The sequence below is a fragment of the Pantoea vagans genome (genome assembly GCF_001506165.1).
In the GTDB taxonomy this organism is placed as follows: Bacteria; Pseudomonadota; Gammaproteobacteria; order Enterobacterales; family Enterobacteriaceae; genus Pantoea; species Pantoea vagans_C.
Window position 1 is genome coordinate 1750299 of record NZ_CP011427.1, and the last position, 23419, is coordinate 1773717.

Annotated in this window: 24 protein-coding genes, 2 pseudogenes and 1 other annotated feature; of the genes and pseudogenes, 10 read left to right on the forward strand and 16 right to left on the reverse strand. The window is 52.4% G+C overall.

From position 1 onward, the window contains the following. Positions 1–3: 3 nt before the first annotated feature. Together LK04_RS20750 and LK04_RS08140 are read right to left on the reverse strand one after the other, a co-directional pair. Positions 4–174, reverse strand: a complete 171-nt coding sequence (locus LK04_RS20750; RefSeq protein ID WP_167347660.1) for a hypothetical protein — start codon at positions 172–174, stop codon at positions 4–6. A gap of 3 nt (positions 175–177) precedes the next feature. Beyond that, entirely contained in the window at positions 178–474 is a 297-nt protein-coding gene (locus LK04_RS08140) for a YciI family protein (RefSeq protein WP_039334626.1), read from the reverse strand. Between the two features lie 205 nt (positions 475–679). On the opposite strand from LK04_RS08140, the gene tonB reads away from it, so the two are divergent. Then, entirely contained in the window at positions 680–1402 is a 723-nt protein-coding gene (gene tonB / locus LK04_RS08145) for a TonB system transport protein TonB (protein WP_197063358.1), read from the forward strand. 53 nt (positions 1403–1455) lie between these two features. Here tonB and yciA read toward each other — a convergent pair whose 3' ends face one another. The 4 genes and pseudogenes from yciA to LK04_RS20865 form a co-directional block, all read right to left on the reverse strand. Continuing rightward, complete coding sequence (gene yciA, locus LK04_RS08150; RefSeq protein ID WP_039334631.1) at positions 1456–1872, reverse strand: acyl-CoA thioester hydrolase YciA; 417 nt, start codon at positions 1870–1872, stop codon at positions 1456–1458. 53 nt (positions 1873–1925) lie between these two features. After that, the gene (locus tag LK04_RS08155) at positions 1926–2465 is read right to left on the reverse strand and encodes a septation protein A (protein WP_039334633.1); all 540 of its coding nucleotides are present in this window, start codon (positions 2463–2465) and stop codon (positions 1926–1928) included. Positions 2466–2524: 59 nt separating this feature from the next. Continuing rightward, the gene (locus tag LK04_RS08160; protein WP_039334634.1) at positions 2525–3259 is read right to left on the reverse strand and encodes a YciC family protein; all 735 of its coding nucleotides are present in this window, start codon (positions 3257–3259) and stop codon (positions 2525–2527) included. Between the two features lie 27 nt (positions 3260–3286). Further along, positions 3287–3388 (reverse strand): annotated as a pseudogene (locus LK04_RS20865) (YkgJ family cysteine cluster protein); the annotation flags it as partial. Between the two features lie 203 nt (positions 3389–3591). On the opposite strand from LK04_RS20865, the gene ompW reads away from it, so the two are divergent. Then, positions 3592–4224, forward strand: coding sequence for an outer membrane protein OmpW (gene ompW, locus LK04_RS08165; protein WP_039334637.1), 633 nt, complete (start codon positions 3592–3594; stop codon positions 4222–4224). 59 nt (positions 4225–4283) lie between these two features. On the opposite strand, the gene LK04_RS08170 is transcribed toward ompW, so the two are convergent. From LK04_RS08170 to LK04_RS08200, 6 genes and pseudogenes are all read right to left on the reverse strand, one after another. Then, positions 4284–4598 (reverse strand): BON domain-containing protein, encoded by a 315-nt coding sequence (locus tag LK04_RS08170; RefSeq protein WP_039334640.1) that lies wholly within the window; start codon positions 4596–4598, stop codon positions 4284–4286. Between the two features lie 172 nt (positions 4599–4770). Continuing rightward, the gene (gene trpA, locus LK04_RS08175) at positions 4771–5574 is read right to left on the reverse strand and encodes a tryptophan synthase subunit alpha (RefSeq protein WP_039334643.1); all 804 of its coding nucleotides are present in this window, start codon (positions 5572–5574) and stop codon (positions 4771–4773) included. Beyond that, positions 5574–6767, reverse strand: coding sequence for a tryptophan synthase subunit beta (trpB, locus tag LK04_RS08180; protein WP_039334646.1), 1194 nt, complete (start codon positions 6765–6767; stop codon positions 5574–5576). The genes trpA and trpB overlap by 1 nt, the downstream gene beginning before the upstream one ends. A gap of 46 nt (positions 6768–6813) precedes the next feature. Next, complete coding sequence (trpCF, locus tag LK04_RS08185) at positions 6814–8181, reverse strand: bifunctional indole-3-glycerol-phosphate synthase TrpC/phosphoribosylanthranilate isomerase TrpF (RefSeq protein ID WP_039334649.1); 1368 nt, start codon at positions 8179–8181, stop codon at positions 6814–6816. Position 8182: 1 nt separating this feature from the next. Continuing rightward, positions 8183–9776, reverse strand: a pseudogene (gene trpD, locus LK04_RS20870) (bifunctional anthranilate synthase glutamate amidotransferase component TrpG/anthranilate phosphoribosyltransferase TrpD). Further along, positions 9776–11338, reverse strand: a complete 1563-nt coding sequence (locus LK04_RS08200; RefSeq protein ID WP_039334656.1) for an anthranilate synthase component 1 — start codon at positions 11336–11338, stop codon at positions 9776–9778. Before LK04_RS08200 ends, trpD begins: the two are co-directional and overlap by 1 nt. Before the next feature lie 24 nt (positions 11339–11362). Then, positions 11363–11467: a sequence feature (Trp leader region), on the reverse strand. A 154-nt stretch (positions 11468–11621) separates the two neighbouring features. Between LK04_RS08200 and rnm the strand changes: the two genes are divergently transcribed. Together rnm and LK04_RS08210 are read left to right on the forward strand one after the other, a co-directional pair. Further along, positions 11622–12506, forward strand: coding sequence for an RNase RNM (gene rnm / locus LK04_RS08205; RefSeq protein WP_039334659.1), 885 nt, complete (start codon positions 11622–11624; stop codon positions 12504–12506). Between the two features lie 12 nt (positions 12507–12518). Further along, positions 12519–13139, forward strand: a complete 621-nt coding sequence (locus tag LK04_RS08210; RefSeq protein WP_039334662.1) for an L-threonylcarbamoyladenylate synthase — start codon at positions 12519–12521, stop codon at positions 13137–13139. On the opposite strand, the gene LK04_RS08215 is transcribed toward LK04_RS08210, so the two are convergent. Beyond that, on the reverse strand, positions 13140–13796 hold the full coding sequence (locus tag LK04_RS08215) for a serine protease (protein ID WP_039334665.1): 657 nt from the start codon (positions 13794–13796) through the stop codon (positions 13140–13142). A gap of 820 nt (positions 13797–14616) precedes the next feature. Here LK04_RS08215 and rluB point away from each other — a divergent pair. Then, positions 14617–15519, forward strand: coding sequence for a 23S rRNA pseudouridine(2605) synthase RluB (gene rluB, locus LK04_RS08220; RefSeq protein WP_039334668.1), 903 nt, complete (start codon positions 14617–14619; stop codon positions 15517–15519). A gap of 36 nt (positions 15520–15555) precedes the next feature. On the opposite strand, the gene cobO is transcribed toward rluB, so the two are convergent. Next, on the reverse strand, positions 15556–16143 hold the full coding sequence (cobO, locus tag LK04_RS08225) for a cob(I)yrinic acid a,c-diamide adenosyltransferase (protein ID WP_039334672.1): 588 nt from the start codon (positions 16141–16143) through the stop codon (positions 15556–15558). Next, positions 16140–16904: a YciK family oxidoreductase gene (locus LK04_RS08230; RefSeq protein ID WP_039334674.1), complete on the reverse strand. Its 765-nt coding sequence runs from the start codon at positions 16902–16904 to the stop codon at positions 16140–16142. Before LK04_RS08230 ends, cobO begins: the two co-directional genes overlap by 4 nt. A gap of 172 nt (positions 16905–17076) precedes the next feature. On the opposite strand from LK04_RS08230, the gene sohB reads away from it, so the two are divergent. Further along, a complete protein-coding gene (gene sohB / locus LK04_RS08235; protein ID WP_039334677.1) occupies positions 17077–18123 on the forward strand; it encodes a protease SohB in 1047 nt (348 codons plus the stop codon). Positions 18124–18149: 26 nt separating this feature from the next. Here the strand turns inward: sohB and LK04_RS08240 are convergent, their stop codons facing one another. Next, a complete protein-coding gene (locus LK04_RS08240) occupies positions 18150–18398 on the reverse strand; it encodes a YciN family protein (RefSeq protein WP_039334680.1) in 249 nt (82 codons plus the stop codon). 370 nt (positions 18399–18768) lie between these two features. Between LK04_RS08240 and topA the strand changes: the two genes are divergently transcribed. From topA to LK04_RS08255, 4 genes are all read left to right on the forward strand, one after another. Beyond that, positions 18769–21366 (forward strand): type I DNA topoisomerase, encoded by a 2598-nt coding sequence (gene topA, locus LK04_RS08245; RefSeq protein WP_039334683.1) that lies wholly within the window; start codon positions 18769–18771, stop codon positions 21364–21366. A 192-nt stretch (positions 21367–21558) separates the two neighbouring features. Beyond that, complete coding sequence (gene cysB, locus LK04_RS08250) at positions 21559–22533, forward strand: HTH-type transcriptional regulator CysB (RefSeq protein ID WP_034821485.1); 975 nt, start codon at positions 21559–21561, stop codon at positions 22531–22533. A 493-nt stretch (positions 22534–23026) separates the two neighbouring features. Further along, positions 23027–23185, forward strand: a complete 159-nt coding sequence (locus LK04_RS20070; RefSeq protein WP_071885738.1) for a YmiA family putative membrane protein — start codon at positions 23027–23029, stop codon at positions 23183–23185. A gap of 3 nt (positions 23186–23188) precedes the next feature. Beyond that, on the forward strand, positions 23189–23368 hold the full coding sequence (locus LK04_RS08255) for a hypothetical protein (protein WP_039334686.1): 180 nt from the start codon (positions 23189–23191) through the stop codon (positions 23366–23368). The last annotated feature ends 51 nt before the right edge of the window (positions 23369–23419 follow it).

Below are 23419 nucleotides of genomic sequence, written 5' to 3' on the forward strand. Positions count from 1 at the left end.
CCATTAAGCGCCGCGTAACACCAGGGATACGTTAACAATCTGTAGTGCTGCGGCCAGCACCACCAGCATCACGATGTGCTGTCTTGCCTGGCGCCAACCCTGTCGACGCCAGACCCACACTGCTCTGCCAATCAGCGCAAACACGGCGATCAACAGTAAAACCGACTGCCACATCTTTTAGAATACGCGTTTGAAAGGTTTCACCGCTACTTTCTCGTACACGCCAGCGGCAATGTAAGGGTCGTCATTGGCCCAGGATTGCGCCGTTTCCAGAGACGAAAACTCAGCAATAATCACTGAACCGGTAAAACCAGCAGGGCCGGGATCGTTGCTGTCGACAGCAGGCAAGGGGCCAGCAGCGATCAGACGACCTTCATCCTGCAGTAACTGCAAGCGCGCGAGATGCGCAGGGCGTACGGAGTTGCGTTTTTCCAGTGAATCTGCGGTATCTTCCGCATAAATGACGTAAAGCACGATGGGGTACTCCCGTTAGACTTGCCGAAATTGCGAGACACGTTAAGTGATCGTTAATCAGAGTGCAAATGAAAGATAATGACACTGGCTCAGAGCGCCATTTGGGTTAAAAAAAGACTTTCTGGTCATCGGTTGCACATCGCTTATTGAAACTGATTGCTATTTGCATTTAAAATCTGCCCTTCACTCAATGAATATGACTGATATGACGACGTTGACTACGCCTCTTCCTGCTCGTACCCCCGTGGCTATGATTTTATCCGTGGTTCTTCACGGTTCGGTTATCGCGGGCATTCTCTATGCATCGTTTCATCAGACCATTGAGGTTCCGAAAGCATCCCAGCCGATCAGCGTGACCATGGTGGCACCCGAAGTGCAGCCGGAGCCCGCACCGGCCGTGGTCACTCCGCCACCACCGGAGCCTGAGCCGGAACCTGAAGTCGCGCCAGAACCGCCGAAAGTGGAACCGGTGCCGATTCCCAAGCCTGAGCCGAAGCCAAAACCTAAACCGAAACCAAAGGTAGAGAAGAAGGTCGAGCCGAAGCCGCGCAAAGAAGTGAAACCGCAGGAGAATCCCGTCAAGCAGGATATTCCGACGACGCAGACGCGTCCGACCACAGCGCCGAAAGCCAACCCTGCGCCGACACAAACGGTCTCTGACGGCCCGAAAGCGATGAATGTCAGTAAGCCTGCCTATCCGGCCCGCGCATTCGCACTGCGCGTTGAAGGCCGCGTGCGCGTTCAATTTGATGTAGACAGTGATGGGCGCGTCGATAATGTGGAAATTCTCTCAGCCGAGCCGCGCAACATGTTCGAGCGTGAAGTGAAGCAAGCGATGAAGAAGTGGCGTTATCAGCCGGGTCGACCAGGTAAAGGATTGACGATGAATATCGTGTTCCGTATCAACGGCGGCGCAAACATCGAATAATGTCGCAAGCGGACGAAGAAAAAAGCGGTCAATGACCGCTTTTTTAATGGCATTTATTCAGCGAGGTTCGCTTTTTCCGACGGTAATGGTCGCGATTTACCTGAGTGATCAACCGCGACGTACACGAATACCGCTTCGGTGGCACAGTAGGTTTGACCAATCGGTTCAGACGACACTTTTTTGATCCACACTTCGACGTTGATGGTCATCGAACTGTTGCCGGTGCGGATGCAGCGGGCATAGCAGCTCACAACATCTCCCACAGCCACCGGCTTCAGGAACGACATCCCATCAACACGAACGGTCACCACACGGCCTTCTGCAATCTCCTTGGCCATGATGGCACCGCCCATATCCATCTGTGACATCAACCAGCCGCCAAAGATATCGCCATTGGCATTGGTATCCGCTGGCATCGCCAGGGTGCGCGACACCATCTCGCCTTGCGGCAATTTATGTTTTTCGTCCATTGCTCAATTCTTCTGCAGGTGAAGAGAAGCCCGACAGTGTCGGGCAGGATGGCTTATTTTTGTTCTTGTTGCGGCATCTGTCGCCAGATGTACACGCCGCTTAACAGAGTAAACAGTAGGGTCAGGCCGGTCAGACCGAACACTTTAAAGTTAACCCAAAACTCTTGTGATAACCAAAATGCTACGTAGATATTTACCACACCGCAGGCGAGGAAAAAGATCGCCCATGCCACATTCAGCCGACGCCACACTGCGCCTGGCAGCTGGAGCTCTTTACCCAGCATAGTTTGAATCAGCGGCTGCTTCATAAACCACTGGCTATACAGCAATGCCAGCGCGAACAGGGAGTAGATCACGGTGACTTTCCATTTGATGAATTCATCGTTGTGGAACACCAGCGTCAACGTACCGAAAACTGCCACCAGCACAAACGTGAAGATGGTCATTTTTTCCAGCTTACGGTACAGCACCCAGCTCACGACCAAGGCAAGGCCAGTGGCAACGATCAATGCACCAGAGGCGACAAAGATGTCGTACAGCTTGTAGAAGATAAAGAAAACCACCAAGGGAAGAAAATCGAGTAACTGCTTCATAGTGTTTCCAGTGAGGACGGGATCGTTCAGCTAAGGCGCTCCGGGGAGCGCCAGAGTGGTTAACGTAACAACATATACAGTCGATACAAATAAATAATCAGAATGGCTGACACCAGGTTACCCAGCGCATTCATCACCACCGAAGCGATATTGACCGGCAATACGGTGAGTGACGAGACCAGGAACATCAACACAATTTTAGCCAATAACCACAACACGATGGCGGGGGCGATGACTTTCATGTTTTTCCACGCCAGCTTCATGCTGGCGCGCATGGCACCGATGACACCCATTTTCTCACTCACCAGCATGACTGGCGCCAGTGAGAGCAAAATGGCCAAAATCACGCCCGGCACCATGAGTACCATAAAGCCGATTTGCACCAGCAACGTAATGAGGAAGGTCTGCAGCAGCAGCTTCGGCAGCAGGGGGGCTGAGGCGCCAATGGCACGCAGGGCGCTGACACGCTGGCCGTTAGAGACCAACGGGATCAGGCACAACATGCCACCGAGCAGCAGGGTATTGCCAATCAAGGCGGCAAAGGTGCCAGCAGCCGAAGCGCGTAGCAGGATGCGCTGTTGATCCGGCGACATATTCTGCACCAGCTCAAACAGTGAGGTTGCGCTGTCATCGGCCTGGCTGAGCAGCGATAACTGATCTTCACCTGGCGTTAATGCATGACCGACGATCACCGTAATAAATGACGTCAGCAATGCCATCAGCACAATAGTAACCAGCTGATGGCGCAGAAAATTTCCTGTGTCACGGTATAACGAGCTTGCCGTGATAGACATGTACTCTCCTTGATGGAACCGGGTTAATTAACCTGGCGATTGTACATGTTCTACAGGCTGGCTGGCACCCGCAAACCCATAACTTTCTGTCATTACAGGTAAAGAAGGGTGAAAAAGTCGGGAAAGCCCTGAATGCACCTGCATGGGAAAAGGTGGTGTCAGGCGGCAATCTCAGGTTTTTTAATTCTCGCGCAAAGCCAAAATTGATCTGAATCAATTCATTGTTTTTTAAGTGATTAATTTGAATTGATACAGATGATCTTTTACTGAAAAAGGGTTAGATCTTGTGCCGCAACCCCATTAAGACCCTACTTTTCGGCAAAGGAGTGAAAATGAAACTGGCAAAATGCGCGCTGCTGATGGCACTGGCGATTCCTCAACTGGCACTGGCTCATGAAGCGGGTGATTTCTTTATGCGCGCCGGTAGCGCGACCGTCCGTCCAACCGAAGGCTCTGATAATGTGCTGGGTATGGGCGGCTTTAACGTCAGCAACGATACACAGCTTGGCTTAACCTTCACCTACATGGCGACGGACAACATCGGCGTAGAACTGCTGGCTGCCACACCGTTCCGCCATAAGGTGGGCTTAGGGGCAACCGGCAACCTGGCGACCGTGCGTCAGCTCCCGCCTACGCTGATGGCACAGTATTACTTCTTTGACAGTAAAAGCCCGGTGCGTCCTTACGTGGGCGTGGGTATCAACTACACCACCTTCTACGATGCCAAATTCAATCAGACCGGCCAGGATGCAGGCTTAAGCGACTTAAGCGTTAAAGACTCATGGGGTATCGCCGGTCAGGTGGGGATGGATTATCAAATCAACCGCGACTGGATGCTGAACGCCTCACTGTGGTACATGGATATTGATACCGAGGTGAAGTTCAAAGCCAATGGTGAGCAGCAGAACATCAATACGCGTATCGATCCGTGGGTGTTCTTCTTTGGTGTCGGTTACCGCTTCTAACCTGTGTCAGAAGCAAAACGGGCGACCCAAGGGCCGCCCGTGTTTTCATCACTTAACGGTTACTTAATCTGCATATTGTTGACGACAGATTTCACCCCTTGCACGCTGCGGGTCACCGTCACTGCACGGTTCGCCATCTGCGGTGAGCTAACAAAACCACTCAACTGCACTTTGCCCTTAAAGGTTTCGACGTTGATCTCTGTCGATTTCAGGGAATCGTCATTCAGCAACTGGGCTTTGACTTTGGTGGTAATCACCGTGTCATCAATGTAACCCCCGGTCCCTTCCTGTGTAGCGGTTGGCGCACAAGCGCTGAGTGTCAGCGCCATAACTGCAGCCATCAAAAATCCTGCAACGACTTTGAAAAAATTCATTGGTTATCTCCCTGTCTTAGATGGTGTTTCACCGCAACGAGACGGTGCAATTAATTGTGGTCTGACCTGGACGAATCAGCAAATCGCGGAGTGTGAAAAAGTTTAAAAAACGTAACGAAGGGGGAGTGTGGAGAAAGGCCTCATCTGCGAATGCTGATAAGGCCTATAAAGTTTAACGAGTGCCGGCTTTCAGGTTGCTGACAAAGGCTTTCAGTTCTGCAAGCAGCGTCGTAGGATCGTTCTGGTTGCGTTCGATGATTTTGACGATAGCAGAACCGGAAATCGCACCCGCTGCGCCTGCGGCAATCGCTTCTTTGACCTGGCTCGCTTCTGAGATACCAAAGCCCTGCAACGGCGGGGCTGCATGGTATTCGCTCAATTTCGCGATCAGGTGATGCAGTGGCTGGCTGGCGCGATTCTCAGCCCCTGTTACACCAGCACGTGACAGCAGGTAAGTGTAACCACGGCCGTGTGAGGCAATCTCACGCAGCAAGTCATCATCCGCGTTTGGCGGGCAGATGAAGATCGGTGCGACGTTATGACGCATCGCCGCCTGACGGAACGGGGCGGACTCCTCGATCGGCACATCGGCAACTAACACAGAATCGACGCCCACTGCCTCACATTGCGCATAGAAGTTGTCGATGCCTTTGCTAAACACCAGGTTGGCATACATCAGCAAACCAATCGGTAGCTCAGGGTATTTCTGGCGCACAGCGGCCAGAATTTCGAAGCATTGCGCGACGGTGGTGCCAGAGGCGAATGCACGTAAGGTCGCGCTTTGAATGGTAGGGCCGTCAGCCAACGGGTCGGAGAACGGAATACCCAGTTCTAACGCATCTGCACCACCTTCAACGAGGGTATCAATAATTTTCAGCGACAATTCCGGAGAGGGATCACCGATCGTGACGAAAGGTACAAATGCCCCTTCTTTTTTCGCCGACAGGCGTTGAAACAGCTGATTATAACGCTCCATCAGATCTCTCCCTTAGCTTTCAAAATATCGTGAACGGTAAAGATGTCTTTGTCGCCGCGGCCAGACAAGTTAACCACCAGCAGCTGCTCTTTTTCTGGGTTTTCGCGGATCATTTTCAGGGCGTGTGCCAGTGCGTGTGAGGACTCCAGCGCGGGAATAATCCCTTCGGCGCGGCACAGTTCTTTAAAAGCAGACAGCGCTTCGTCATCGGTAATCGACACGTACTCAGCGCGACCAATGCTGTTCAGATGTGCGTGCTGCGGCCCAACTGAAGGGAAATCAAGACCAGCAGAAATCGAGTAAGACTCCTCAATCTGTCCCTCTTCCGTTTGCATCATCGGGGCTTTCATTCCGAAGTAGATGCCCACGCGACCGTGTTTCAATGGCGCACCGTGCTCACCGGTTTCGATACCGTGACCTGCCGGTTCAACGCCGATCAAGCCAACGCTGGTTTCATCGATAAAGTCGGCAAACATACCGATAGCATTTGAACCGCCGCCGACACAGGCCAGCACGGCGTCAGGTAAACGTCCTTCGCGCTCAAGAATCTGTGCTTTGGTTTCCTCACCAATCATGCGTTGGAATTCACGTACGATGGTTGGGAAGGGGTGCGGACCTGCCGCCGTGCCAAGCATGTAGTGCGCCGTTTCATAACTGCCAGACCAGTCACGCAGTGCTTCGTTACAGGCATCTTTCAGCGTCGCGGAGCCGCTGTGTACCGGGATCACTTCCGCACCCATCAGGCGCATACGGAACACATTCGGTGACTGGCGCTCAACGTCTTTTGCACCCATATAAATACGGCACTTCATGCCCAGCAGGGCGCACGCCAGTGCAGAAGCGACACCGTGCTGGCCAGCGCCCGTCTCAGCAATGATCTCATTCTTGCCCATACGTTTAGCGAGCAGCGCCTGACCCAACACCTGGTTGGTCTTGTGCGCACCGCCGTGCAGTAAGTCTTCTCGCTTGAGGTAGAGGCGGGTTTTGGTGCCTTTGGTCAGGTTACTGCACAAGGTCAGTGCGGTCGGACGACCGGCATAGTTTTTCAGCAGGTCGGTGAATTCCGCCTGGAACTCAGGATCGCGCTGGGCTTCCACAAATGCATTTTCTAACTGACGCAGAGCTGGCATCAGAATTTGCGGAACATATTGACCGCCAAACTCGCCAAAATAGGGATTCAATAACGTGGTCATCTTTTCATCTTCCTTATTCGGTCCGCGCAAAGGCGGACTCGCGAAATTAATAGGCGCGCAGCGTGCGGAATACCGCCGCGACTTTACTGGCATCTTTGATGCCTGGCGCGGATTCCACGCCGGAGTTGAAGTCCAGACCGGCGCAGCCGAGTTGTGCAGCTTCAACGCAGTTGTCGGCACTTAACCCACCTGCCAGCAGCACATTGCTCAGGTCTTCACCCTGCAGCAATGACCAGTCAAAACGCTGTCCTGTACCGCCTTGGCCATTATCAAACACGTAACGGTCAACGTGCGGCCAATCGCGTGCTGGAAGGCTGTTGCTGATGCTCAGCGCCTTCCAAATTTTCACCTCTTCAGGCAGTGCGCTGCGCAACTCTGCGACAAACGCTTGATCTTCATCACCGTGAAGTTGCACGGCAGCAAGATGCAGTGACGTCGCCTGAGAGACAATGTCACTGATGCTGTTATTGCGGAATACGCCAACGTACTTCAGGGGCGCAGCCGCAATCAGAGTTTGTGCTTGTGTGGTAGTGACTTTGCGCGGCGAACCTTCAGCAAAGATCACGCCACCATAGATGGCACCGGCTTCGTGCGCACTGCGCGCATCTTCAGGGCGGGTCAGACCGCACACTTTGTTGTCACCCATCAGAACACGGCGTACGCCAGCGTTCAGATCGGCTTCTTCCATCAGTGCAGAACCAATCAAGAAGCCGTTGGCGAAGTGGCTCAGCTCACGCACCTGGGCGTAGTTGTGAATACCGGACTCGCTGATCACCGTCACACCGTGGCCCAAGCGCGGTGCCAGTTGGCGGGTGCGATTCAGGTCGATAGACAAATCACGCAGATCGCGGTTATTGATGCCCACCACTTTCGCTTCCAGCGCAATAGCGCGCTCCAGCTCTTCTTCATTACTCACTTCTGTCAGCACGCCCATCTTCAGGCTGTGGGCCACGGCCGCGAGTTGCTGATACTGCTCATCATCCAGCACCGACAGCATCAGTAGGATGGCGTCAGCCTGATAATGGCGAGCGAGGTAAATCTGGTAAGGATCGATGATAAAGTCTTTGCACAGCACCGGTTGCGTAATCGCCGCACTGACAATCGGCAGGAACTCAAAGTCGCCCTGGAAATATTTTTCATCCGTTAACACAGAAACGGCGGAGGCATAATGGCGATACACGCCGGCAATGGTTGCAGGATCAAAATCTTCGCGAATCAGACCCTTTGACGGAGACGCCTTTTTGCATTCAAGGATGAATACTGTGCGTGTGCCACGCAAGGCATCGTAAAAGTGACGTCCCGCCGGCTGCAAGCTGCTCTGGAAGGTGGCCAGTGGCTGCTGCGCCTTACGTGCTTCTACCCAAACGGCTTTGTCCTGAACAATTTTCTCTAAAACAGTGCCCTTAATGCTCATCTCATCCTCTCGCTGCCAGAGCAACAACGCGTTCGTAAGCCTGTCCGCTGCGAATTGCAGTGATGGCACGCTGCGCATTGTCACGCAAATCTTCATTTCCGAATACTTTCAGCAACATTGCGACGTTGACCGCAACGGCCTGCTCATGTGCCGGCTGGCCTTTACCCTGGAGTAAACGCGCCAGAATGTCACGGTTTTCTTCCGGCGTGCCGCCTGCCAGCGCTTCTTTATCATGGAAGCTGAAACCAAAGTCTTCCGGCGTTAGCTGATAACCGGTAATTTCACCGTCGCGCAGCTCAGCAACCTGCGTTGGGCTGTGCAGCGCCACTTCGTCCATGCCGCCACCATGTACCACGGCAGCACGCTGATATCCCAACACCTTAAGGGTTTGTGCAATCGGTAACACCAGCTCCGGGCTGTACACCCCAATCACCGCCAGTGGTGGGCGAGCGGGGTTGATCAGCGGCCCCAACACATTGAACAGTGTGCGGGTTTTCAACTGCTGGCGAACCGGCATCGCGTGGCGGAAACCGCTGTGATACTGCGGTGCAAACAGGAAGCAAACGTTAAGGTCGTCCAACGCCTTGCGTGCTTTCTCCGCGGGCATATCCAGGTCAATACCGAACGCCGCCAGCAGGTCGGAAGATCCCGATTTGCTGGAAACGCTGCGGTTGCCATGCTTAGCGACTTTCAAACCGCAGGTGGCGGCGACAAAGGCACTGGCCGTTGAGATGTTAATGCTGTTGCTGCCGTCACCGCCGGTGCCGACGATATCTGCAAAGGTGTAGTCGGGACTAGGGAACGGCTTCGCGTCTTCTAACAGTGCCGTGGCCGCACCGGCGATCTCTTCCGGGCGCTCGCCACGGACTTTCATGGCGATCAGCGCTGCGGCGAGTTGGGTCGGTTCAAGCTGGCCTTTAATAATGGCGCTGAACAGCTGGTGGCTTTCAGCCTGGCTCAGAGTCTCTGCCTGATACAGTTTTTCCAGAATAGTTTGCATCATAATCTCCCTATTATTTCGCCAGCGCCCAGGCCAGCGTTTGCTCTAACAGACGCGCACCCTGGGTGGTGAGGATGGATTCGGGGTGGAACTGGAAGCCACATACACGGTCAGCATCGTGGCGCACGGCCATCACCATGCCGTTGTAGCTGGCGTTCACGGTTAATTCGGCAGGGGTGTTGCTGCCCACCAGCGAGTGGTAACGCGCAACAGGCAACGGATTGCTCAGGCCGGTGAACATCGCTTCACCATCATGATTAATCGAAGAGGCTTTACCGTGCAGGATCTCGCCTGCCTGGCCAACATGGCCGCCGTAAGCTTCGACAATCGCCTGATGGCCGAGGCAAATACCGATGATCGGCAGACGTCCACGCAGCGCTTGTAACAGCGCCGGCATGCAACCGGCATCCTTCGGTGCACCCGGGCCCGGCGACAGCATCAACACCGGATTCTCCATCTGCTGCAGGCGCTCAATCAGCACTTCAGCCGGTACGTTATTACGGTAGATCACCACGTTGTGGCCAAAGGTGCGCAGCTGATCAACGAGGTTGTAAGTAAAGGAGTCGATATTATCGAGCAGCAGGATGTCGGCCATCAGAAAATCTCCTTGCAATGATGGGCAGTGGCGATGGCACGCAATACCGCGCGCGCTTTATTGCGGCTTTCATCCGCTTCGGCTTGAGGTTGTGAGTCCAGCACCACGCCGGCACCGGCCTGCACGGTTGCTACACCGTCTTCCACCCACGCGGAGCGAATCACGATGCAGGTGTCGAGGTCGCCGTGTGCCGTGAAGTAACCCACTGCACCGCCGTAGCTGCCGCGACGCGTGCCTTCTTTCTCAGCGATCAATTGCATGGCGCGTACCTTAGGTGCACCGCTCAATGTGCCCATATTCATGCAGGCGCGGTAGGCGTGCAGGACATCAAGGTCGTTACGCAGCGAGCCGACGACACGAGAGACCAGATGCATCACAAACGAGTAGCGGTCTACTTTCGTCAGGTCGGCGACATAGCGGCTGCCAGGTACACAGATGCGCGCCAGATCGTTACGGGCAAGGTCCACCAGCATCAGGTGTTCGGCCAGCTCTTTGTGGTCGGTGCGCATTTCCAGCTCGATACGGCTGTCGAGGTCACGATCCAGCGAGCCATCAGCATGACGTCCGCGTGGACGTGTGCCCGCAATCGGGTAGATCTCAATCTGACGCGAGGTGGCGTCATATTTCAGTGAGCTTTCGGGTGAAGCACCAAACAGCGCGAAATCCTGGTCCTGCATAAAGAACATGTATGGGCTGGGGTTGCTGTGCTTCAGCGTGTCATAAGCCGCCAGCGGTGAAGGGCACGGCAGTGAGAAGCGACGCGAAGGCACCACCTGGAAAATTTCACCGATGCGAATCGCTTCCTGCATCTCACGCACAACGCTGCAATACTCTTCGTCGCTTTGGTTCGTGCTCAGCGTCATGTGCTCAACGCGCTGCACCGGCAACGCGGTGGCAGGTTGCGCCATTTGACCACGCAGCTGCTCGATGCGGCTTTGCAGACGCTGGAATTCACTGGTTGAAGGGCTAAACAGGCTTGCCTGCAAGCGGGCGCTGCGCGTCTGGTGGTCAATCACCAGTAAAGTTTCGGCCAGATAGAAGCAGTAGTCTGGGCAGCTCTGTTCATTACGTAATGCAGGCAGGTCTTCGAAGCCCGCGACCAGGTCGTAAGCGAACAGACCACCCAGGAACATCGCTTCGCGTTCTTCAGCCGGGCTATTTACCAGCTGCGGAATCAGGCGGAGTGCATCAAACACTGACAACGCTTTCAGGCGCGAATCTTCATCATGCAAACCCTGCGGTTGCGGGAAGTGCAGCTCGCGTCCATCTGGGCGCGCTTCAATTCGCACGTCGGCTGGCAGTGCTTCATCCAGCAGCGGCAGGATAGCGCGACCGTTTTCGGACAGGGCCTGCAGCGTGACGACATTGCCCATTGCACTGATGCGCAGGGCACTGTCGACAATCAGCAAGCTTTTCAGATTCTGTTTGCTGTCGATATCGGCGGATTCGAGCAGCAACGTTGCTGGACGTGCGCCGCAAATTTGATGGAACACTGCGGCCGGATCTTCGCGGTAGGGCGCGGTACCGGTAATCAACTTCACTGTAGGTTTCGCATTAGCCATTATTGGATTCTCTGAATTTCGCTCAAAAAAAAGCCCGCTCGGTGGCGGGCTCAGGTATCTGCACAGCGGTTACGCAAATTGTGCACGACGACGTCGCCCGTTCAAGGGATCATCGCGCCACCAACCTTTTGCATGCGTACCGAAAAATGCCATGATTAAATACCCGTTACGTGTGAACTTGTGTACTAGTTAACTGGTTCAGGCGAAAAATGTCAATACCCTTTTTCAGTCACGGTCAAAATCGTTATCATGCCCGCCGGTTTATGCAGTTGCTGGAGTGACCTTGTCGGATATCGCCCGTTTTCCTCTATATGATTTACACAGCCATACACAAGCATCTGATGGTTTACTGACACCCACTGCACTGGTGCAGCGTGCCGTTGAGATGAAGGTTGGTGTGCTCGCGATTACCGATCACGACACGGTTGCCGGTGTGGCGGAAGCACAAGACGCCGTGCTGCAACACGATCTGCCCATTCGTGTCCTGGCGGGGTTAGAAGCATCGACGCTGTGGGAGAACCACGAAATTCATATTGTGGGTTTGAACATCGATTGCCAGCACCCGGTACTCAGCGAATTTCTTGCCCAGCAGCATCAATGCCGTGTTGATCGCGCGCTACAGATTGCTGAGCGACTGGAGCGGGCGCGCATCCCTGATGCGCTGGCCGGCGCACAGCGTCTGGCACAGGGCGGGGTAATTACCCGAGGCCATTTTGCGCGTTACCTGGTTGAGATCGGCAAAGCGAACAATATGGCGCAGGTGTTTAAGAGTTATCTTGCGCGTGGGAAAACCGGCTACGTGCCACCGCAATGGTGTACAATTAAACAAGCTATTGATGCCATTCATCATTCTGGCGGCGTTGCCGTACTCGCACATCCAGGTCGTTATGGCTTGTCTGCCAAATGGCTAAAAAGGCTGATTGCCCATTTCGCAGAAGCGGGTGGGGATGCAATGGAAGTCGCGCAGTGTCAGCAGGCACCCAACGAACGCACCCAGCTTGCGACATATGCGCGCGATAATAAGCTGGCGGCATCGCAGGGGTCAGATTTTCACTTACCTTGTCCGTGGATAGAACTGGGGCGCAAATTGTGGTTGCCGGGTGGTGTTGAACCCATTTGGGAACGCTTTCCTGAGCTGGCGCCCGCAGTGGCTGTTGCTGACAGGTGATATGAGGTTTTTATGAGTCAACTTTTTCACATTCATCCCGACAATCCGCAGCCACGCTTGATTAATCAGGCGGTTGATTATCTGAATAAAGGGTCCGTTATCGTCTATCCCACTGATTCGGGTTACGCGTTAGGTTGCCGACTGGAAGAGAAGAATGCCATGGAGCGTATCTGCCGCATTCGTCAGTTGGACGGTAATCACAACTTTACTTTGATGTGTCGTGATCTGTCTGAGTTGTCGACCTATTCGCAGGTGGATAACACCGCGTTTCGTATTCTGAAAAACAATACGCCAGGTAACTACACCTTCATTCTCAAAGCGACCAAAGAAGTGCCACGCCGTTTGATGAATGATAAACGCAAAACCATCGGTCTTCGCGTGCCGTCCAATCCAGTAGCATTGGCGCTGCTGGAGCGTCTGAATGAGCCGATGATGTCGACTTCACTGATGTTGCCAGGCAATGACTTTACAGAATCCGACCCCGAAGAGATTCAGTACAGCATCGGTAAGCTGGTGGATCTGATTATTGATGGCGGCACCCTTGGGCAACAGCCAACCACCGTTATCGATCTCACCAGCGATTCACCGATCGTGGTGCGTGAAGGGGTAGGCGATACGCGTCCGTTCCTTTAATCACGCGTGGTCAGGCGTCGATAAGGTCGTCTGGCCAATATTTTGTTCCAGCCAATGTTTGAAATCGCCGTACGGAATATACAGTGAGACATCTTTCAGGATGACTTGCTTACTACGCACATTGGATATTTCATGGCTATAACCCACAATCACACCACCAATAGTCTGGTCAGCATTATATACTGCGCCGCCTGACATTCCCTGCACAACTCCAGCATTTGATGCCATTGCCATGCACGGTTTTTTATTCCATTTATTGGTAATCGCGGTGCGCGCTAAATTAACGCCGCTCGATTCCACTGGCATGGCAGAAATAAAGCTGTAACCGTACATCTTAATGGGCTCGCCCACTTTACTGGTGCGGAATTTGGCCAGCGTTTCAGGGCTATTTTTATGGTAGATAATGGCAACATCACAATAGGGGTGATAAGCCTTCACACGCTGGACAGCCGTGGTTGCCACGTGTGCAGCCGTCAGACTGTATTCTGGTGTCAGTGGAATGGTGGTGCCGAGGATACCCAAACCCAGTACCGTCGGGATGCCTGTCACGCTCATATCAACGTGTTCAAGCGCCGCACGACTGTACTCAGTGTGGCCCACGGAACAACCGCTCAGTGCCAGCGCGGCGAGCGCAGGCCAAAGCAGGGAGGTTCTCATGTTGTATTGCCTTCATTTCATGCATGTCAGTAAAATCCCTGGTGAAGACTTTCGACATGCAAATTAAATTCATTCCGTGAATGAATTAACGCATCGTTTCCGCGTGCGCCGGTTTATATTATCAACGAAACAACACTGTGATCGTTAATGGCTTGTTAGGTAATCGAGTGTAAATAGTAAAAATTACGTTTTTATTAATACGGCACACTGGATTTCAGAGTTAAATTTTACACACATTTCTCATCAGAACAATTCATCATATTTAATCTGAATCAAATAATGCGAAAATACAGACTTAATCCAACCTGCAGAGCCAATTAACTAACAATTTAAATTTACTGGCATGATGAGCCTTATTTATCCCGGTTGAATAGAGTTTTATCCTGTTTTGCGATTTGGCTTTAGATTTTATGTTTGGGATTATCCTTAAGCGCGGTTCGCAATGCTACCTATGTAGCCTTGAAAAGCGCTAATGTATCACGCAGCTAAAGTGGAAATAATCACCAGGTTGAAGATGACGCAGGCAAAGAGTAAAAATTCAGTGACTTGGCGAAGAGCGCAGAAGCGATTTACTGGTCTATCTATCAGCGACGTAAATATATCAATCATTGGTCCTGATCGTTCGACGCAGCCTTTGGCCTTTATTATCGGCAGCAAAGTAAAAGGTGTTAACGAAACTTGCGTTAGTGTAGAATCGCGGGCCGCCTGAGATTGCAGCAGCAATGCGCAGCGGTAACAGATTCTGATATGGGAATTGGTAATCCCTGTATCCTACCTCTTCTTACCACGACGCCTGGGAAGGCGACAACGAGGCAGCTCCATGAGCGAGAAACTACAGAAAGTATTAGCGCGCGCCGGTCACGGTTCGCGCCGCGAAATCGAAACCATGATTTCAGCCGGACGCGTCAGCGTCGATGGCAAACTGGCGACGCTGGGCGATCGCATCGAAAGTGATAAATCCTTGAAGATCCGTATCGATGGCCATCTGGTTTCGATTGCTGAATCTGCGACGGAAGTGTGCCGCGTGCTGGCCTACTACAAACCAGAAGGTGAGCTGTGCACCCGTAATGACCCGGAAGGCCGTCCAACGGTGTTTGACCGCTTGCCGCGTCTGCTGGGTTCACGCTGGATTGCTGTCGGCCGTCTGGACGTTAACACCTGTGGTCTGATGTTATTCACTACCGACGGTGAGTTGGCGAATCGCCTGATGCACCCAAGCCATGAAGTCGAGCGCGAATATGCTGTGCGCGTATTCGGCGAAGTGGATGACGATAAAATTCGCCAGTTAAGTAAAGGTGTGCAACTGGAAGATGGTCCTGCATCGTTCAAAACCATTAAGTTTGCGGGCGGCGAAGGCATTAACCAGTGGTACAACGTCACGCTGACTGAAGGTCGCAACCGTGAAGTGCGTCGTTTGTGGGAAGCGGTAGGTGTCCAGGTGAGCCGTCTGATGCGTGTACGCTACGGTGACATTCAGTTGCCTAAAGGTTTACCACGTGGCGGCTGGATGGAGATGGAACTGTCGGCAGTTAACTATTTGCGCACGCTGGTGCAAATGCCGGAAGAAACTGTCACCAAAGTGGCGGTGGAAAAAGATCGCCGTCGCACCAAAGCCAACCAGATCCGTCGTGCGGTGAAACGCCACAGCAATGTGAGCGGTAACCCGCGTCGTGGCGGCAGCAGCAGCAGTCGTACCAGCGGCAACAAAAAACGCGGTGCCTGATGCTATAGTGACGCCGCGGTGTGCGGCGTCACTGCTTTACCAGTCAATTCCTTGCTGTGCCTGAATTCCCGCATCAAAAGCATGTTTCACCGGACGCATCTCCGTTATCGTATCGGCCATTTCCAGCAATGTGCGATGGCAGCCGCGACCCGTGATGATCACGCTTTGCTGCGCCGGACGCTGGCTTAATGCCACCACCAACTCCTCCAGATCCAGATAATCCATACTGACCATGTAGGTGATTTCATCGAGAATCACTAAGTCGAGTTGTGGATCCGCCAGCATGCGCCGCGCCTGCTGCCACACCTGCTGACAGGCCAGGGTGTCGGTTTCACGGTTTTGCGTATCCCAGGTAAAGCCGGTGGACATCACCTGAAACTCAACCCCATGTTGTTCCAGCAGATTACGCTCACCGTTCGGCCACTCACCCTTGATAAACTGAACTGCAGCAACCGTCTTACCATGTCCACAGGCACGCAGGGCGGTACCAAAAGCGGCGGTGGTTTTGCCTTTCCCATTGCCGGTGAACACCATCAAAATGCCGCGTGTTTCCGTTGCGGCGGCAATACGGGCATCCACCTGCTCTTTTAAACGCTGTTGTCGTTGCTGGTGACGATCGCTCATGCGCTGGCCGGCCCTGGTTTGCGTCCTGGTTGCGCATCAAAACTGATACCGGTTTTGCGGCGACTGTCATCTCCCATCAAGTAGAGATAGAGCGGCATCAAATCAGCAGGGGTTTTCAGCAGGTTGGCGTTCTCGTCCGGAAAAGCACTGGCGCGCATTTTGGTACGTGTTCCGCCTGGATTGATGCAGTTAACCCGGAGATGGCGATTTTTATACTCATCGGCCAAAACTTGCATCATGCCTTCGGTGGCAAATTTTGATACGGCATAAGCGCCCCAGCCTGAACGCCCGGTACGACCGACGCTTGATGTGGTGAACACCAGTGAGCCCGCATCGGATTTCAGCAGAAGTGGCAACAACGCTTGGGTGAGATAGAAGGTGGCATCAAGATTAATTTGCATCACTTCGCGCCAGACGGCGGGATTAAGCTCAGCCAGCGGGATGATTTCGCCAAGGATGCCAGCATTATGCAGCACACCATCCAGCCGCGGTACCAAATCAGCCACTTGTTGCGCCAGTTGGTGACAGCTTTCAGGTGTAGCCACTGACAGATCGAGCAGTAGTGAAGAGGCTTGTTGCTTGTTCAACTGGTTAATCGCCAGTTCCGTTTGCTGCAGCGTCTCGGCATTGCGGCCCAGCAAAATAACGCGTGCGCCGTAGCGTGCATAGGTGAGGGCAGCTTCACGGCCAATGCCGTCTGAAGCGCCGGTCACCAGGATAATACGATTTTCCAGCAGATCGCTTTTCGGTTGATAATGCACAGCGATGTCCTTTGGCAGGTGAGGGTTTGGGGCTTTATGCCTCAATTTTCCGCAAGGTGCAATCGCTGAACCTCGCAATCTGTGCCGCCTGCGGGCATTTCAGGCGACGAATGCCTGCAAAGCGGGTACACTCAGCCACTGTTTGTAATTTACTGTTTAATAAGGCGGCAGAATGGATTTACTCTCCAGCTATGGATTATTTCTGGCCAAGGCCGTCACCGTGGTGGTGGCGATCGCAGCTATTGTTCTGATTGTGCTCAATGCCGCGCTGCGTAAACGTCACAGCGGCGGGCAGCTGCGTTTAACTCATCTCGATGACGAATACCGTGAGATGAAAGAAGATCTGCAGTTAGCGAAGATGAAGCCGCAGGCACAAAAAGTATGGCTCAAACAGCATAAAAAAGAAGAAAAACTCAAAGCCAAGTCTGAGAAACGTAACGCGAAAGCCGGTGTAAGTGAAACCGCGAAACCCACGCTCTACGTGCTGGAATTTAAAGGCAGTATGGATGCGGGTGAAGTCAGCTCATTACGCGAAGAGATCTCCGCTGTGTTAGCCGTTGCGCAACCCGGTGATGAAGTATTACTTCGTCTGGAAAGCCCGGGTGGTGTGGTGCACGGTTACGGCCTGGCGGCTTCTCAGTTACAGCGCCTGCGTGATGCCGGTCTGCATCTCACCGCCGTGGTGGATAAAGTGGCTGCCAGCGGCGGCTATATGATGGCCTGCGTCGCCGATCGCATTGTGGCTGCGCCTTTCTCTATTATTGGTTCCATTGGCGTGGTCGCGCAGATTCCTAACTTCAACCGTCTGCTGAAACGCAATGATATTGATGTGGAACTGCACACCGCAGGACAGTACAAACGCACGTTGACCCTGTTTGGCGAAAATACCGATGAGGGTCGTGAGAAGTTTCAGGAAGACCTCAATGAAACCCATCAGCTGTTCAAAGACTTTGTGCAGCAGATGCGTCCGTCACTGGAGCTGGATAAAGTGGCAACGGGTGAACACTGGTACGGTCGTCAGGCGCTGGATTTAGGCTTGGTCGATGAGATCGGCACCAGCGATGCGCTAATTATCAAACAGATGGATCGTTTTGCTGTGCTCGGGGTGCATTTTGCACGTAAGAAGAAAATGATGGACCGCTTCACTCATAGCGCCAGCATGGCGGCAGAGCGGTTAATTCTGAAAATATGGCAGCGTGGCGATAAGCCGTTGTTATAAACCAGCCCGGCAAATGCCGGGCTTTTTTATGCCAGATGATATTGCGCGGAGAGCACCACAGCGAGGTGTTTAAAGACATTAAAAACTGCGGTGGTTTTGGCCGTGGGCAAGCCCTCGTCATCAAGAAAATGGGGGCCGCGAAACACTAAAACTTCACCTTGCTGAATCACGTCATTGGCTTCCATGCCCGCCAAATAATCGTCATGCTGTTTGATCATTTGATTGGCAATTTCCAGTAACGCCTGGTGTGAAATAGATTCCGTTTCTGCTGACATTTTGCACTCCTTTTTTGACAGCGATTGTTCTCCTTCTATATTACTTGCGAGTTGGCATGTTCAGCAAATCAACAAAGGCAAGCAAAACTGGCGCAAAATTAAACAGAATGCTAATTAAGTTGCGTAACGGATTTTATCAGGTAGAGTGTGGGCGATTCAGCTTTCAGGGAGATCACACCCGGATGTGTGATACTGTCAGACGGAAAACTCGCTTCTAATCATAAAGTTGCATAAGTCGATGCAATCTGACCTGAGATTATCCCCGCTGCCTTGAAAAGTGAAAAGCTGGCAGCAATATTCAACCCGTTGGGTTTTGGGGCTTCGAATCCTCTCCCGTTATCAGGACGTTTCAATTTAGGTAAAGGTACATATGGGTAAGTCACTCGTCATCGTTGAGTCCCCGGCAAAGGCCAAAACAATCAATAAATACCTCGGCAATGACTACGTGGTGAAATCCAGCGTGGGTCATATCCGTGATTTGCCGACCAGTGGTTCAACTGCCCGTAAAAGTGCCGACGGGGAAAAAGCCAAAAGCGGTAAAAAGGTTAAGAAAGATGAGAAAGTCGCGCTGGTTAGCCGTATGGGTGTTGATCCCTGGAATGGCTGGGAAGCGGATTATCAAATCCTGCCAGGCAAAGAGAAAGTCGTTGCCGAGCTGAAAAATCTTGCTGCTGATGCCGACCACATCTATCTCGCAACGGACCTTGACCGCGAAGGGGAGGCCATTGCATGGCACCTGCGGGAAGTGATCGGTGGCGATGACACGCGTTTTAGCCGTGTGGTGTTTAACGAAATTACCAAGAATGCGATTCGTCAGGCGTTTGAGAAGCCGGGTGAACTGAATATTGAGCGCGTCAATGCGCAGCAAGCGCGCCGCTTTATGGACCGCGTCGTGGGTTATATGGTTTCTCCGCTGCTGTGGAAGAAGATCGCCCGTGGCCTCTCTGCCGGTCGCGTGCAGTCCGTTGCCGTGCGTTTGGTGGTGGAACGCGAGCATGAAATCAAAGCCTTTGTGCCGGAAGAGTACTGGGATATTGATGCGGATTTCACCACGCCGAAGGGTGATGATTTGGCCATGCAGGTCACGCATCAGGGTGACAAAGCCTTCCGTCCGGTTAACCGCGAGCAAACACAAGCCGCTGTCGCCATTTTGCAGAAAGCACGTTTTGAAGTGCTGGATCGTGAAGATAAACCGACCAGCAGTAAACCTTCTGCTCCCTTTATTACCTCAACGCTGCAACAGGCAGCGAGTACGCGCCTGGGCTTTGGCGTGAAAAAAACCATGATGATGGCACAGCGTCTCTACGAGGCCGGTCATATCACCTATATGCGTACCGACTCCACCAACCTGAGTCAGGATGCGGTGGCGATGGCCCGCGGTTACGTTGAGAAGAGCTTCGGTAAGAAATACCTGCCGGACTCACCGATTACCTACACCAATAAAGAGAACTCGCAGGAAGCGCACGAAGCGATTCGTCCTTCTGATGTCAACATCGCTGCGGAACAGTTAAAAGATATGGAAGCTGATGCGCAGAAGCTCTATCAGCTTATCTGGCGTCAGTTTGTCGCCTGCCAGATGGTGCCTGCCCAGTATGATTCCACCACGCTGACCGTAGGCGCGGCAGACTTCAAACTGAAGGCCAAAGGCCGTACGCTGCGCTTTGATGGCTGGACGAAAGTAATGCCTGCTCTGCGTAAGAACGATGACGATCTGACGCTGCCGCCAGTCAACGTCGGCGATATGCTTGATCTCAAAGAGCTGATGCCAAGCCAGCACTTCACCAAGCCGCCAGCCCGTTTCAGTGAAGCGTCCCTGGTGCGCGAACTGGAAAAACGCGGTATCGGACGTCCGTCGACCTACGCATCAATCATCTCGACTATTCAGGACCGTGGTTACGTGCGTGTGGAAAACCGCCGCTTCTACGCTGAAAAAATGGGGGAGATTGTTACCGACCGTCTGGAAGAGAACTTCCGTGAGTTGATGAATTATGACTTCACCGCACGCATGGAAAACAGCCTTGACCAGGTCGCCAACAACGAAGCGCAGTGGAAGGCGGTGCTGGATTCGTTCTTTAGCGATTTTAGCCAGCAGTTAGGACAGGCCGAGAAAGAACCGGAAGAGGGCGGCATGCAGCCGAACCAGATGGTACTGACCTCGATTGACTGTCCGACTTGTAGCCGTCAAATGGGCATTCGCACCGCCAGCACCGGCGTATTCCTGGGCTGTTCCGGGTATGCTTTGCCGCCGAAAGAGCGCTGCAAACAAACCATCAACCTGATTCCGGAAAACGAAGTGCTTAACGTGCTGGAAGGCGATGATGCCGAAACCAATGCGTTGCGTGCGCGTCGTCGTTGCCAGAAATGTGGCACGGCGATGGACAGTTACCTGATCGATAATCAACGTAAATTGCATGTCTGTGGTAACAACCCAGAGTGTGATGGCTACGAAATCGAGAAGGGCGAATTCCGCATCAAAGGTTATGATGGCCCGATCGTTGAATGCGAAAAATGTGGTTCTGAAATGCACCTGAAAATGGGGCGTTTTGGTAAGTACATGGCGTGTACCAACGACGAATGTAAAAACACCCGTAAGATTCTGCGTAATGGCGACGTTGCGCCGCCAAAAGAAGATCCGGTTCCGTTACCAGAATTGGCATGTGAGAAATCAGATGCCTATTTCGTTCTGCGTGACGGTGCGGCAGGGGTATTCTTGGCGGCTAACACATTCCCTAAATCACGTGAGACTCGTGCGCCACTGGTGGAAGAGCTGCAGCGTTTTGCTGACCGTTTACCTGAAAAGCTGAAGTACCTTGCAGAGGCGCCGGCCGCCGACCCGGAAGGCAATAAAACCCTGGTGCGGTTCAGCCGTAAAACCAAACAGCAGTATGTCTCCTCGGAAAAAGAAGGTAAGGCAACGGGCTGGTCGATGTTCTATATCGATGGTAAGTGGCAGGAAGCGAAGAAGTAATTCCCCTCAAGGCCAGCATCTGCTGGCCTTTTCACCATCCTTATAGCTAATCGTTCTACATTCCTTCTTTAACTGATATAGTAGTTATAGCTTTTTTCGTTTCGCTGACTCGCTTTCCCTCGCCATACCTTCATCAGGGCGGAAACACGCCTGCTGGGATTGCCCCTCTGTCGCTACCGGGAAGATATAACTATGAAATTGCAGCAGTTGCGCTACATCGTCGAAGTGGTCAATCACAATCTAAATGTCTCATCGACCGCCGAAGGGCTTTACACCTCACAACCCGGCATCAGTAAGCAGGTTCGTATGCTTGAAGATGAACTCGGTGTACAGATATTTGCGCGCAGTGGCAAACACCTGACCCAAGTGACGCCAGCCGGTGAAGAGATCATCCGTATCGCGCGGGAAGTGTTGTCCAAAGTGGATGCGATTAAGTCGGTAGCGGGGGAGCATACCTGGCCTGACAAAGGTTCTCTGTATGTGGCCACCACGCATACACAAGCTCGCTATGCGCTGCCTGGCGTGATTAAAGGCTTTATCGAGCGCTATCCTCGTGTTTCGCTGCATATGCATCAGGGATCGCCTACACAAATTGCAGAAGCCGTTTCGAAAGGCAATGCAGACTTCGCTATAGCCACGGAAGCACTGCATCTCTATGACGATCTCATTATGCTGCCATGCTATCACTGGAACCGGGCAATTGTGGTCACGCCGGACCATCCACTGGCGGGCAAATCTAACGTCACTATTGAAGAGTTGGCTGACTTCCCGCTCGTCACTTACACCTTTGGCTTTACCGGCCGCTCTGAGCTGGACACGGCGTTTAATCGCGCAGGATTAACACCGCGAATTGTGTTTACGGCAACCGATGCAGACGTGATTAAGACCTACGTGCGCTTAGGGCTTGGCGTGGGCGTGATTGCCAGCATGGCGGTGGACCCGGTTTCAGATCCTGATTTAGTGCGGATAGAAGCTTCAGAGATATTTACCAATAGCACAACCAAAATTGGCTTTAGACGCAGCACCTTCCTGCGTAGCTATATGTATGATTTTATTCAACGTTTTGCACCTCATCTGACACGAGATGTGGTGGATGCAGCGGTAGCATTACGCTCCAATGAGGACATCGAAGCGATGTTCCGCGATATCAAGTTACCTTTCAAATAGTTCCTTAAGTCATTATTTTGTCAAGGTGTCTTGCTGGCACCTTGCAAATCCCGCCTCCGTTAGCGCCACAAGAATCTCAAAAAATTTCATTATTTTTTTGTAAATGAAACATAGGTCACATGTTTTTTCATTGTTAGTTCTTAAATGCGAATCAGTACACAATTTTTACGTTGCTACTTTGCGGACCGCCAGGAATATTCCCATACTCCAGTTAAGAGCTGATGAAGAAGGGCTTTTTCAGCGGCTCTTTAAATAAGACTCTAATTTAGATTGGATCTAAATTAGTTTTAACTCAAATTTACAATGAGATGTTTTAATTAATAGTTAGCTTCGTGATTAAGTTTATCTCATCTATTTTTTGAGTTTTGATAAATAGCATTAATCGTTGTGCTCAATAAAAATAACTGGATTTTCGGTCTTAACAAGTTTAGGATTCGTCCTAAATCTTAATCGTTGTCAACAATCGTTTTATTGAGAGTGATTATCAAAAACTATGAATACTAGATTAACTGTACAGCCGGACTTCCGGACCAAAAGCACCAAAGTTGAGCGCACTGGCAACACCCGTCGCAAAGCTTGGTTGACTGTCTTCGCTGCTTCAGCACTGTTCTGGGTAGTGGTGGCTTTAATGATTTGGCGTATGTGGGGTTAAGCCATGTGGGCAAATACACTCAGCCGTAAGTCTCCGGTTTCTGCGCGTCAGCCGAACACGTCAGCGTGCAAAGCGAAAGAAGTCAAGAGCGCTGAACAACCAGCGGCGATTCCTGCGTCGTGGGAACTGAGTGAGAAACAGCGTAGCTTTATCGAATCTTTCATGGATCCGAAGTCGAAATAACGCAGTCTGCGTTCTGTTCTTTATATAGATGTTCGTCCCTCATTTTACCGG